We start from the raw sequence: 12295 nt of genomic DNA on the forward strand, positions 1-12295 counted from the left end.
AAAAGCCGGTTACAAGAACCGACTTCTTTTTTATTCTGCTGACTCGTTTTTAATGCCGTATTTTTTATTAAATCGATCAACACGTCCACCAGCATCAATAAGTTTTTGTTTCCCTGTGAAAAATGGGTGACATACTGAACAAATTTCCACTCTTAATTCTGGTTTGATAGAACCAGTTTCAAATGAATTTCCGCATGCGCATTTAACTATTGATTTGCCGTAATTTGGATGAATGCCTTCTTTCATCGAATCCACCTCGTTTCTTATTTATTTAATTGCTAATTGTTATTTTATCAACCGTGATATTATATCAAACTTTCCTTAAAAGATCAAATATTTTGTGCGTTATATTTATCAATAAATTTTTTCATAAACGCATCGTTATCTTTGGTGCGTTCCAGAATTGAAATAATTTTATCGGTGAGGTCATAAACCGTGGTGCCCTTGTAGCGTTTACGGATGTCAAAACTTACTTTTAACTCTTCGACAGTTAGCAATTTTTCTTCCCGACGGGTGCCTGAACGGTTCAGGTTGATGGCCGGGTAGATCCGTCGTTCAGCTAGTTCCCGTTCCAGATGCAGTTCCATATTACCGGTACCCTTAAATTCTTCAAAGATAATGTCGTCCATGCGGCTGCCGGTATCCACCAGGGCCGTTGCCAGAATGGTCAAGCTACCACCTTCCTCCACATTTCGGGCGGAACCGAAAAACTTTTTCGGAAAGAATAGCGCTTCCGGATCAAGACCACCAGACAGAGTTCGGCCAGATGGCGAAACCACCAGATTGTTACCCCGGGTCAGACGGGTTAAACTATCAACCAGGATAACTACATCTTTTCCCTGCTCAACCAGCCGTTTGCCCCGTTCCAACACGATTTCGGCGACCTTGATGTGATTTTCCGGGGGCTGATCAAAGGTTGAATAGACAATATCCGCATCGATGGATCGTTTCATATCAGTAACTTCTTCCGGTCGTTCGTCGACTAACAGGATAATCAGTTCAATCTCCGGATAATTGGTAGTAATGCCGTTGGCAATTTCCTTTAGCAAAATCGTTTTACCGGCTTTGGGTGGCGCCACAATCAGTCCCCGCTGACCTCTTCCCATCGGTGAAAACAGATCGATCATCCGGGTTGACACAACATCCTGGGTTGTTTCCAGGGTGATCCGTTCCTCCGGGAAAATCGGAGTGAGCCGTTCAAACCGGGGCCGATTGGCAATTTTTTCGGGGATATCGCCGTTGACCTTTTCCACATAAAGTAGGGCGTCAAATTTTTCATTCTCGCCGGACATCTTAATTTTCCCCAAGATTTTATCCCCGGTGCGGAGATTAAAGCGCCGGATCTGGTTGGCTGCCACATAAATATCGTGATCTCCAGATAAATAATGATTGGTTCTCAGAAAACCAAACCCATCAGAATTGACATCCAGAATCCCTTCCTGAGAGTTTTTAAAGCGATCCAAATCCTTTTTGTCATCTACATAAAGCATGCTGTTGATCTTCTGAATAATGTCCGCGGTTTTGGTGCCGTTGACCTTTTCCAGAAACAGCATCGCTGAATATTTTTCGCCAGTTTTGGGTGGACGCACCTTACCGCTTAAGACATCCCCTGTTTCCAGCTTGAATTTCTGTATTTGCGAACCGGAAATATAAACGAATTCCTCATTGGATTTCATTTCTTTATTTTTGACAAAGCCAAAACCTTCCGGCAGGATTTCTAAGTTTCCTTCTACAACCGACGTATTCTCCATGGGGTCTTTAAGTTTATAATAGGGCGAACGAGTACTGTTTCCATTTGACCCATTAGTGATCCGCTGATTGACTTGACCTGGCTGTTTTTTCTGAGCATTTTTTTCGCCTGATATTTTTTCCGGCATTCCTTTATCGTCTGTCAATGATTCTTTTTCCTTTATTTCATGCTGATGTTCGTGCTGATGTTCGTGCCGATGATCTTGATGAGCGGATAGATCTGCCGAGGTCTCCAATTTTTCTTCAATGGCCTCGATGAGTTCAATTTTTTTAAGCCGGCTTGTTTTTTCGATACCCAGATGCTCCGCCTGTTTACGTAATTCAACAACCGTTAAATCTTCCAGTGATTTCTTTTCCAATATGCGCCTCCATGGGTTTTAGATGGTGTAGTAGTTGATCTCAGAATGAATGTTTTGATTTTGTTTTTTGATTTTGCTGTGCTGATATTATGCTTCCAGTCGCAGAATAATCTGAAGGTTAGTTTAATGCAGATACCTTAATCTACCACAAATATCCATTCTTGTCAAAAAACCCCGACGGCGCCCGCTATTTATTCCTGTTCGCCTTCGATAATTGAAATCATAATGGCGTTTTCGACCCGTCGCCGCTCAATTTCGCAGCTGACGAAATGGGGTTTCATAATGGTGCCGTTAAAGTTATAGGCATTGGCATGGCAGCCGCCACCGCAGAAATATTTGGCCCAGCAGGTTTGACAATCTTCTTTTTCCTGGAGGTTTCCGGCATCAAAAATTTTTTTGATCTCACTGTTGGTGATCCCATTATTCACATCCCCCATCTTGAAGATCTCATTGCCTACAAACTGATGACAGGGGTAAATATCCCCTTCCGGTGTTACTGCTACATAGTCTTTTCCGGCCCCACATCCAGACAGACGTTTATAAACACAGGGGCCATGATCCAGATCTACATTGAAATGGAAAAAATTGTAGTGAAGTCCGACTTCATGGCGTTTCAGATAAGTCAGGGCTAACGCATCATATTCCGCCATGATCCCTGGCAAGTCGGCTTCTTTGATGGCATAATCGTGAGCCGCTTCAGCCACCACCGGTTCTACCGAAATACTTTTAAAACCCTCTTCAGCCAAAAATTGAACATCTTTGGCAAAATCAATATTATGGTGGGTATAAGTTCCCCGGACATAATGATCCTTATCCCCCCGCAATTCCGTCATCGCTTTAATATTGTTAATGATGACATCGAATGATCCTTGATCATTCAATGTTTTTCGCATATTATCGTGAACGGATTTGCGGCCATCCAAGCTAAGGACAATATTGTCCATGGTTTCATTAAGATATTCCCGGGTTTCCGCATTGAGTAGAACCCCATTGGTGGTCATCGTAAATTTGAATTTCTTATGATGTTTGGCGGCCATTTCATTGCCATACACCACCAATTGTTTAACCACGTCCAGATTCATCAGCGGTTCACCGCCAAAAAAGTCCACTTCCAGATTTTCCCGGTTTTTAGATTGTTCAATAATAAAGTCGATGGCTTTTTTCCCCACTTCCAGGGGCATCAGAAGTTTTTCTCCATCAAAATCGCCCTGGGCAGCAAAACAGTAGGAACATTTCAGATTGCAGTCATGGGCCACATGAAGGCAAAGGGCCTTAATCAGATCTTCATTAGCGTAGTTTTCGCGTTTGTAGTTCATTTCCCGAAATAGAAGCCCATCCTCCTTAACCTGATCCAATTCATCCAGGCATTCATTTAGTTCTGCCAGCGGATATTTTTCTTGATAAATTGCAATTAATTCGTCTCTTGTTTGGTCTTCATAGCGATCAAGCAAATCATAGGTCAATTCGTCTACGGTTAGCACCGTGCTGCTATCCACGTCCAAAACAATATTGAGGCCGTTCTTTTTATATTTATGTATCATTTTTTCTCCCATCATGAAAAAAGGAACTATCTCTTACGAGACAGCCCCTTTCAGGCTTGTTTATTATTTTTCAGTCGTTTGTTTGCATTTTTGGTTTCCTACTGTACAGGATGTTTTACAGGCTGATTGACAGGAAGTTTGACATTCCCCGCACCCTCTTTTTTTTACGTCAGTGAGTTTACCTTCTTTAATGATTTTAATGTGCTTCAAGTTGTTCACTCCCTTCAATTTTTTTCTAGCAGGCGATGAACTGACAATTGCATGTTGGCTAACCGCTAGTCTGCTCTTTATTATTTTTTTTCTTCGTCGATTTCTTCGAATTCTGCATCAACGATAACTTCTTCATTATCCAGTTCTTCCAATTCTGCAAAATTGTCTTCTACTGTTTCTGCAACAGCATCCCCAACATTGACAATTCGCGCAATGGCCGATTTTGTAATCAACGCCTTATTGTAATCTGGCAATAATTCGATGGTTACATTTTCTTCACCAATCGCATAGACGATTGCATAAAACCCGCCAATTGTAACAATTTCATCCCCTGGTTTCATACTTGATCGCATTTCTTTAACTTCTTTTTGCTGTTTTTGCTGTGGTCTTAAAATAAAGAAATAGAAAAATACAAGTACTAAAATCAAAGGGAGAATTAATGTAAAATCAATTCCAAACATTCACATTCTCCTTCATCTTATTCAGCAATGCCGAATTTTTCAAAGAAAGCTTCTTTATAGGCTAATAAATTATCATCCATTATGGCCTGTCGAATTTTCTTCATTGTTACAAGTGTAAAGTATAAATTATGATATGTCAATAACCTGGCCCCTAAAATTTCATTGGTTTTAATCAAATGCCGGATGTAAGCCCGGGTGTAGTTTCGACAAACGAAACAATCACATTCCGGATCAACCGGCGTAAAATCTTCCTTATAGGTGGCATTGCGAACCACGACTTTCCCATGACTGGTAAAAGCGGTTCCGTTTCTGGCGATCCGGCTCTGGAGTACACAATCAAACATATCAATGCCCCGAATCGTGCCTTCAAAAAGCGCATCCAGCGAACCGACCCCCATTAAATATCGAGGCTTATCTTTGGGCAGCAGCGGGGTGGTGGCATCCAGCATCCGGTACATCACATCTTTGGGTTCCCCCACACTGAGCCCGCCAATGGAGTATCCCGGGAAACCGATGTCGGTGAGCTCCAGAACGCTCTGGGCCCGCAGATCGGCAAACATGCCGCCCTGGACAATCCCAAACAAAGCCTGATCTTCTGGCCGCTGATGGGCATCTTTACAGCGCTTGGCCCAGCGGGAGGTCATTTCCATGGATTTTTTAGTGTACTCATAATCGGCACCAGCCGGAGCGCACTCATCAAAGCACATAATAATATCCGCCCCGATGGAATTCTGCATATCAATGGCTTTTTCCGGGGTCATAAAATGTCGGGATCCGTCCAGATGTGAAATGAATTCAACGCCCTCCTCCGTGATCTTTCTTAAATCATTTAAAGAAAATACCTGAAATCCGCCGCTATCGGTGAGCACCGGTCGGTTCCAGTTCATAAACTTGTGAATACCGCCGGCCTTGTCGATAATCTCCTGGCCGGGTCTCAAATAGAGATGATAGGTGTTGCCTAGAATAATATTGGCGTCCATCTCCACTAAATCTTCGGACGAAAGGGACTTCACCGTTGCCTGAGTTCCTACCGGCATAAAGATGGGGGTATTAATAACCCCACGCTTAGTATGGATCTTTCCCAATCTGGCCCCGGTGTCCTTGCACTCCTTAATTAATTCATAACGAAATTCGCTCATTCTTTTCTCCTGTTTTTTCTTTCTATTCAATAAATAAGGCGTCTCCAAAGCTAAAAAAGCGATATTTCCAGTCAATGGCAGTTTGGTAGGCAGTCATGATCGCTTCCCGATTGTAGAAGGCTGATACCAGCATCAGCAGAGTCGATTCCGGCAGATGGAAATTCGTGATCAAGGCATCCACCACCTCCCATTCATAGCCCGGGTAAATAAAAATATCCGTGACACCGGTATAGGGGGTTACCATACCGTCATGCAGCTTGGCATTGCTTTCCAGGGTTCGCACCGAGGTAGTACCCACGGCAATGACCCGACCGCCTCTTTCCCTGGTTCGTTTAATGGCTTTGGCGGTTTCTTCCGGCACCTCATAATACTCCTCATGCATATGATGTTCTTCAATCACATCACATTTTACCGGCCGAAAGGTACCGATCCCCACATGGAGGGTAACCTCGGCAATGTCCACCCCCATCGCTTCAATTTTTTGAAGCAGATCCGGGGTGAAATGGAGCCCAGCCGTGGGGGCTGCTGATGAGCCTTCCCGTTTGGCATAAACGGTCTGATAGCGGTTATTGTCTTTCAGGGTTTCGTGAATGTACGGCGGTACCGGCATCAAGCCGATCTCGTCGATAATTTCCTCAAAAACACCGGAGTATTCAAAACTGATAATCCGCAGACCACCCTGGGTAGTTCCGGTGATTTCGCCCTTAAGCTCCGGACCAAAAACAATCCGGGCGCCAACCCGGGCTCGTTTTCCCGGCTTGACCATGATTTCCCAGTCTTTTTGAGCCAGATGTCGCAGCAGCAGGATTTCCACCTTACCTCCGGTATCTTCCCGAGTGCCAAACAACCGTCCTGGTAAAACCTTGGTGTTGTTCATCACCAGCAAATCTCCGGGACGTAAATAGTTGGTTATCTCAAAAAAATTATGATCTCCAATGGTATTTTTTTCTCGATTGATCACCATCAACCGCGAATTGTCCCTTTTTTCCAAAGGACTCTGGGCAATCAGTTCCTCCGGGAGATCATAATAAAAGTCAGTTTTATTCATCAATATCTTCCTCATTGTCATAAAAATTTATTTTTAATTGTTGAGGATTGAATGCCTCATTCATTAATACCGCTAATCCCAGATGAGCATAACCACGACTGGTGATCACCCGGCCCCGGGGTGTTTTCGAAAGGAACCCCAGTTGAATGAGATAGGGTTCATAAACTTCTTCAATGGTATTTTTCTCTTCGCCGATGGCGGCAGCTAAAGTGTCTATCCCCACCGGACCGCCATCAAATTTTTCGACAATGGTCCGGAGCATGATCCGGTCAATCTCATCTAGACCCACCGCATCGACTTCAAAGAGATCCAGGGCTTCTCTGGTTGTCTTGAGATCGATAACGCCCCGGCCTTCGATTTCACAATAGTCCCGGACCCGTTTTAATAACCGATTGGCAATTCGCGGCGTGCCCCGGGATCGGATAGCCAGTTCAACCGCCCCTTCATCATCCATTTCGATGCCGATAATGCCAGATGAACGCCTGATAATGGTAGCCAATTCTTCCGGATTATACAGCTCCAGCCGCTGGATCATTCCAAAGCGATCCCGCAGCGGTGAGGTCAATAAACCCACCCGGGTGGTGGCACCAATCAGGGTAAAGGGCGGCAACTCCAATCGGATCGAGCGAGCGCCCGGCCCTTTTCCGATGATAATATCCAGAGCATAATCTTCCATGGCCGGATATAAAACCTCTTCTACCGAGCGTTGCAACCGGTGGATTTCATCAATAAAGAGGATGTCCCCTTCTTTTAAACTGGTCAAAATGGCGGCCAGATCCCCGGCCTTTTCAATCGCCGGTCCAGAGGTGGTTTTTATCCCCACCCCCATTTCCCGGGCAATAATGTTGGCTAGCGTTGTTTTACCCAACCCCGGCGGACCGTAAAGGAGCACATGATCCAGGCTTTCACTTCGTTTCTGGGCGGCTTTGATAAAGATGCCCATTTGTTTTTTCACCTTTTCCTGACCAATATATTCATCCAGGCCCTGAGGTCTTAAATTTTTTTCTATTTCAACATCCAATTCGGTAAAATCGGAGGTGATGATTCGTTCCTTCATGTGTTACCGTCCCTTCAACGGATTGGCCGAGCGGAGTGCCCCGGTGATCAACTCTTCAATGCTGCTCTCAGCCGCATAAGCCCGGGATACCATTTCTGATGCTTCCGAGATACTATAGCCCAAGCCCACCAGTCCGTTGATCGCTTGGGCAGCATTGTCATCTTTTCCCCGCAACTCAACTATCTTCAGGTCTCCCACCGACACATCCTTATAACGATCTTTCAGCTCCAGAATAATTCGGCTGGCAGTTTTAATCCCGATTCCTGGAGCTTTAGCAATGCTTTTAGGATCATCATTGACAATATGCCCAATCAGTTCGTTGCGACTGAACTGAGATAAGAGTCCCATGGCGGCTTTTGGCCCAATCCCAGAAATTCCGATCATGGTCCTGAAAATCTCCCGTTCATCAGTGGTGGCAAAACCATAAAGCGAAACCTCGTCTTCTTTAATAACCTGATGAAGATGCAGCTTTACCTCCGAATGCAGATTAGGCAGCTCATTCAATGTGTTGGTCGATACCTTTACCTTGTATCCCATGCGGTTCAAATCAATGACCACATAATCCATGGCTTGCTCTTCCAAGCTCCCGATCATATATTCGTACATAAGCCCTCCTTCAAAATTTAAACACGCTTTACCTATTGTACCAAAACAAAAAAATAATACAACCACAAAAAAAGCACCCTTAGGTGCTATCCCAACGTGTCGTACTCTATTTTTGACGCCCTAGCGAAAGCTAGGTGGGTGTCTTGTCTCTAGTTTCTGTTTTCCACTGGAAAAACGAGGCCTAACATCTGCCAGCGAACAATCAGACTCCCTGAGTATTGATGTAGGTTCAAAAATAAAGTAAAAACGAACACTTTGGGATAACCTAATTATACACGGTTTTCCCCGGAAATCAAAGGATAAATTTTTGCCGGCAACCAGCATTCAAATTCACTTGTTTCAACCCACCGCAAACCTTACAGCAAAATGTCCAGGGCGGAGCGAATATTATCCACCGGAAGAATCTCGATTCCGGCCATCTTCAAGCCTTTCTGGTTACCTTTGGGAATAATACAGCGCTTGAAACCCAGTTTTTTTCCTTCGATGAGTCGTTTTTCAATGTGCTGAATGTTTCGCACCTCCCCGGTAAGTCCCACTTCCCCGAGAATCATCAAATCGCCGGGGATCTGGAAATCCCGGAGGCTGGAATAAAGCACGGCAATCACGCCCAGATCCAAAGCCGGTTCATCCACCTTGATGCCACCGACCACATTGATATAAGCATCCACTGACTGCATCTGAATCCCCAGCCGTTTTTCCATAATCGCCATCAGCAGCACCATCCGGTTATAATCCATGCCGGTGGCCATCCGCCGGGGATTTCCAAACCCGGTAGCTGTAACCAGACCCTGAAGCTCAATCAGCAGCGGCCGGGTACCCTCGATGCAGGGAACCACCACCGACCCACAGGTATTTTCAGGGCGGCTGTCCAACATCATTTCGGATGGATTGGCCACCGACTCCAGGCCATTTTCGGTCATTTCAAAAATACCGATTTCATTGGTGGAGCCAAAACGGTTTTTGACCCCCCGCAGGACCCGATAGGCATGATATTTTTCACCCTCAAAATAAAGCACCGTATCCACCATATGTTCTAATACCCGGGGACCGGCAATAGCACCGTCCTTGGTGACATGCCCCACCAGCACCATCGAAATATTATCTTTTTTGGCCAGCTGAACCAGGGCTCCAGTATTTTCCCGGATCTGGCTGACACTTCCTGGCGCTGAGGTGATATCCGGACTGTACATGGTCTGGATGGAATCAATGATCACGATGTCCGGCCGCTCTTCCAGAATAATAGTCAGTAAGTAAGGTATGTTGATTTCAGACAAGAACGAGATGTTTTCAGATTTCACCTGCATCCGCTCTGCCCGCATTTTTAATTGCTGTTCCGACTCTTCCCCGGAAATATAAAGAATTTTATAGCCCTGATCACCCAGTGCCTCAGTGGTTTGCAGCAGCAGCGTCGACTTCCCGATCCCCGGATCACCGCCCAGCAGAATCATCCCTCCCGGGACAATTCCGCCACCCAGAACCCGGTCAAACTCTTCGTTGCAGGTAGGATACCGGGTATCGCCAGTATAGGTAATCTCTGCCAACGATTTGGGCCGGGAATAAATGCCCCGTTCCCGGCTATTTTCCTTGCTCCCTATTTTAGAAAGATCCAGCTCCTCCACCATGGTATTCCACTGATCGCATTCGGGACATTTACCCATCCATTTGGGCGACTCATAACCACAGTTCTGACAGACAAAAATACTTTTTTTCTTCGCCATGTTTCTCCCTTAATTTTCTACTCGATCCATTTATAAATCAGATAGCCGATCATACCGCCAATCAGATTTAAGATGATATCATCAATATCCGCCCGGCGGCTGGTTAAAAATAAATACTGGATCAGCTCGATGGTACAGGTTGTCCCTAATATCACCACAAATGCATGGAAAAAGCCGACCTTGTTTTTTCTGGACAAAGGATATAAGAAACCCAGCGGCATCAATAAGATGATGTTGCCAGCCAGGTTTTTAAACGAATCGGTAAAGGTATATAACACAATTTCGGTTGGATTTGTTGGCTTGGTCGCCAGAAATTCCCAGTCAATAAAGCCATTGGCCATGATATCGTAAAAGAAGTTATCAATGGAGGTAAAAGGCACCAGGTTTACAGTGGTCTCATAGGTAATGTTACTTGAATCTGGTAAGAGGGTCATTATAAATAGCAATCCCAAATAAGCCAGCAACAGCAGCTTAAAGAGAAATACGACACGTTTGTTTTTATTCATATATTGGTCCTTCCGGGGTTGATTGCTCGTACAAGCCTTGCTATTATAACGAATAAACCTTTAGAGTGCCACAGAAATTTTCCCCAGATGAAGTTATCGCCAAAAAGAAAAAATACCGAAAGCTAAGCTTCGATATTTTTATTCTCTGTTTTAAATTAAAATACATTATTGTATCCACGCTAATTTAAAACTCAGCATTAATTTTATACTATGGTAATTATATCCAACTTTTTAGCTTTTGTAAAGGGTTTCGCTCGTTAGTTATTTATCTAACGATGAATCCGTTGCTAAACCTTCCCCTTTATAACAACAACGATATAGCATCAGTTGCGTTTTTAAGCCAACGCCACATCCACAAAAGCCTGTTCACCCTGAATAATTTGAGCGGTTCCGTTGGTTTTATCCTCAACCCAGGCTAAAAATTCTTTTGTCTCGGCTACCGGGATTTGAAAGGAAAGCGTCACATTTTCGCCAAATTCTTCATTCACCGGAATCACATCGCGTTCCAATAAACCATTACTCAGGCCCCCATAGCTGGCGTAACTCACCACCACCTGCAATTTATCGGAAAATTGTTTCTTAATCACCGTACAATGATTAAGAACATCACTGGCGCCGCCACCATAGGCCCGGATCAGACCGCCGGTACCCAGCTTGATACCGCCAAAATAGCGAATCACCACCACCAGCACATCCTTGAGCTCCCGATGATCGATGACCTCAAGTATCGGTTTGCCGGCGGTTCCAGAAGGTTCGCCGTCATCGCTGGCTTTTTGACGTCGGGGATTGGTATTGAGCACATAGGCCCAGCAGACATGGGTGGCTTTATAATGCTTTTTGCGAATTTCGGCCAGAATCGTTTCTGCTTCTGCCTCGGTTTCAATATGAAAAACGAGATTGATAAAGCGGGACTTCTTGATTTCGAGCTCGGTTTCATCCGGAATTAATACCGTTTTATAATCTACCACACTTATACCTCTGTCACCTGATACTTCTCAAAAAGATGGATCGGAAAATCATCGGTCATCTCAATGGTCACCAGATTACCTTCGGCCTGGTAATCAATTTCCTGAACCACCTTCATTTCATGCAGAAGTGCCAGCGATTTATTATCATCATAGGGGATTAGCAGCTTGATTTGCCGTTTTTCTCCGATCAGTACCCGATCAACGGTTTCAAACAGAGTATCAACGCCCAGCCCTTCTTTAGCGGAAATATACAGCGTCAGCTCATCGATGGCCTGCTGATTTTTAAGGACCAAGGCATCCCGGTCTTCCGGGGTCAGCTTGTCGATTTTATTATAGATCATCATCACTTTTTTGTTGCCTGCTCCGATATCCGCTAGCACCTGATTAACCACAGTGATTTGAGCTTCGTAATTATGGTTGGACACATCCACCACATGGAGCAGCAGATCCGCTGTTTCCACTTCCATCAGGGTGGTCTTGAAGGCCTTAATTAAATCATGGGGCAGCTTATCGATAAAACCGACGGTATCCGAGACCAGATAATCCCCATGTTCCGGATCTACCTTTCGCAGGGTCGAATCCAGGGTGATAAAGAGACCATCTTTGGTCACCACCTCACTTTGGGTAAGCCTGTTAAACAGAGTGCTTTTGCCGGAGTTGGTATAGCCAATTAAGCCAACCGTTTTAACTTTGTTTTTTTCCCGCTGCACGGCATTGAGCTGATTGCTTTTATTGATCCGTTCAATTCGGGCTTCCAGTTCTTCTAACTGTTTGCGGATATGACGCCGATCAGTTTCCAGTTTCTTTTCACCGGGGCCCCGGGTACCGATGCCGCCACCGGTCCGGGACATCACAATCCCCAGCCCTTTCAAATGACTCATCCGGTATTTCTGCTGGGCCAATTCCACCTGCAGCTTGCCTTCTTTGGTTTTG

The 12295-nt window shown here is 44.9% G+C and carries 13 protein-coding genes and 1 other RNA gene; all 14 read right to left on the bottom strand.

Annotated elements, in window-relative coordinates:
* Positions 1-30: 30 nt before the first annotated feature.
* Positions 31-246, bottom strand: coding sequence for a 50S ribosomal protein L31 (rpmE, locus tag ACEW8F_RS03630; protein ID WP_296561657.1), 216 nt, complete (start codon positions 244-246; stop codon positions 31-33).
* A gap of 83 nt (positions 247-329) precedes the next feature.
* Positions 330-2108: a transcription termination factor Rho gene (gene rho, locus ACEW8F_RS03635; protein ID WP_373482111.1), complete on the bottom strand. Its 1779-nt coding sequence runs from the start codon at positions 2106-2108 to the stop codon at positions 330-332.
* A gap of 191 nt (positions 2109-2299) precedes the next feature.
* Complete coding sequence (gene scfB, locus ACEW8F_RS03640; RefSeq protein ID WP_373482112.1) at positions 2300-3649, bottom strand: thioether cross-link-forming SCIFF peptide maturase; 1350 nt, start codon at positions 3647-3649, stop codon at positions 2300-2302.
* 63 nt (positions 3650-3712) lie between these two features.
* On the bottom strand, positions 3713-3859 hold the full coding sequence (gene scfA, locus ACEW8F_RS03645) for a six-cysteine ranthipeptide SCIFF (RefSeq protein WP_373482113.1): 147 nt from the start codon (positions 3857-3859) through the stop codon (positions 3713-3715).
* Positions 3860-3939: 80 nt separating this feature from the next.
* On the bottom strand, positions 3940-4320 hold the full coding sequence (gene yajC / locus ACEW8F_RS03650; RefSeq protein WP_373482114.1) for a preprotein translocase subunit YajC: 381 nt from the start codon (positions 4318-4320) through the stop codon (positions 3940-3942).
* 17 nt (positions 4321-4337) lie between these two features.
* On the bottom strand, positions 4338-5459 hold the full coding sequence (tgt, locus tag ACEW8F_RS03655) for a tRNA guanosine(34) transglycosylase Tgt (protein ID WP_373482115.1): 1122 nt from the start codon (positions 5457-5459) through the stop codon (positions 4338-4340).
* A gap of 22 nt (positions 5460-5481) precedes the next feature.
* Positions 5482-6507, bottom strand: a complete 1026-nt coding sequence (gene queA, locus ACEW8F_RS03660; RefSeq protein WP_373482116.1) for a tRNA preQ1(34) S-adenosylmethionine ribosyltransferase-isomerase QueA — start codon at positions 6505-6507, stop codon at positions 5482-5484.
* Positions 6500-7564, bottom strand: coding sequence for a Holliday junction branch migration DNA helicase RuvB (ruvB, locus tag ACEW8F_RS03665; RefSeq protein ID WP_373482117.1), 1065 nt, complete (start codon positions 7562-7564; stop codon positions 6500-6502). Before ruvB ends, queA begins: the two co-directional genes overlap by 8 nt.
* Before the next feature lie 3 nt (positions 7565-7567).
* Positions 7568-8170, bottom strand: coding sequence for a Holliday junction branch migration protein RuvA (ruvA, locus tag ACEW8F_RS03670; RefSeq protein WP_373482118.1), 603 nt, complete (start codon positions 8168-8170; stop codon positions 7568-7570).
* A gap of 84 nt (positions 8171-8254) precedes the next feature.
* A non-coding RNA gene (gene ssrS, locus ACEW8F_RS03675) (6S RNA) lies at positions 8255-8435 on the bottom strand.
* Positions 8436-8526: 91 nt separating this feature from the next.
* Complete coding sequence (gene radA / locus ACEW8F_RS03680; protein ID WP_373482119.1) at positions 8527-9888, bottom strand: DNA repair protein RadA; 1362 nt, start codon at positions 9886-9888, stop codon at positions 8527-8529.
* Between the two features lie 17 nt (positions 9889-9905).
* The gene (locus ACEW8F_RS03685; protein WP_373482120.1) at positions 9906-10394 is read right to left on the bottom strand and encodes a VanZ family protein; all 489 of its coding nucleotides are present in this window, start codon (positions 10392-10394) and stop codon (positions 9906-9908) included.
* Positions 10395-10729: 335 nt separating this feature from the next.
* Positions 10730-11362: a YigZ family protein gene (locus tag ACEW8F_RS03690; RefSeq protein WP_373482121.1), complete on the bottom strand. Its 633-nt coding sequence runs from the start codon at positions 11360-11362 to the stop codon at positions 10730-10732.
* Positions 11363-11364: 2 nt separating this feature from the next.
* Positions 11365-12295: GTPase HflX (gene hflX, locus ACEW8F_RS03695; RefSeq protein WP_373482122.1), on the bottom strand; the 931-nt coding region annotated here is incomplete at its 5' end.

Origin of the sequence: Acetobacterium sp., assembly GCF_041752335.1 — a bacterium.
Lineage (GTDB): Bacteria > Bacillota > Clostridia > Eubacteriales > Eubacteriaceae > Acetobacterium.

Bases quoted from the DNA above. Each gene is read 5' to 3' on its own strand.
- scfB (WP_373482112.1), bottom strand. From the start codon at position 3,649: ATGATACATAAATATAAAAAGAACGGCCTCAATATTGTTTTGGACGTG.
- radA (WP_373482119.1), bottom strand. From the start codon at position 9,888: ATGGCGAAGAAAAAAAGTATTTTTGTCTGTCAGAACTGTGGTTATGAG.
- ruvB (WP_373482117.1), bottom strand. From the start codon at position 7,564: ATGAAGGAACGAATCATCACCTCCGATTTTACCGAATTGGATGTTGAA.
- yajC (WP_373482114.1), bottom strand. From the start codon at position 4,320: ATGTTTGGAATTGATTTTACATTAATTCTCCCTTTGATTTTAGTACTT.
- ACEW8F_RS03685 (WP_373482120.1), bottom strand. From the start codon at position 10,394: ATGAATAAAAACAAACGTGTCGTATTTCTCTTTAAGCTGCTGTTGCTG.
- ruvA (WP_373482118.1), bottom strand. From the start codon at position 8,170: ATGTACGAATATATGATCGGGAGCTTGGAAGAGCAAGCCATGGATTAT.
- tgt (WP_373482115.1), bottom strand. From the start codon at position 5,459: ATGAGCGAATTTCGTTATGAATTAATTAAGGAGTGCAAGGACACCGGG.
- rpmE (WP_296561657.1), bottom strand. From the start codon at position 246: ATGAAAGAAGGCATTCATCCAAATTACGGCAAATCAATAGTTAAATGC.
- queA (WP_373482116.1), bottom strand. From the start codon at position 6,507: ATGAATAAAACTGACTTTTATTATGATCTCCCGGAGGAACTGATTGCC.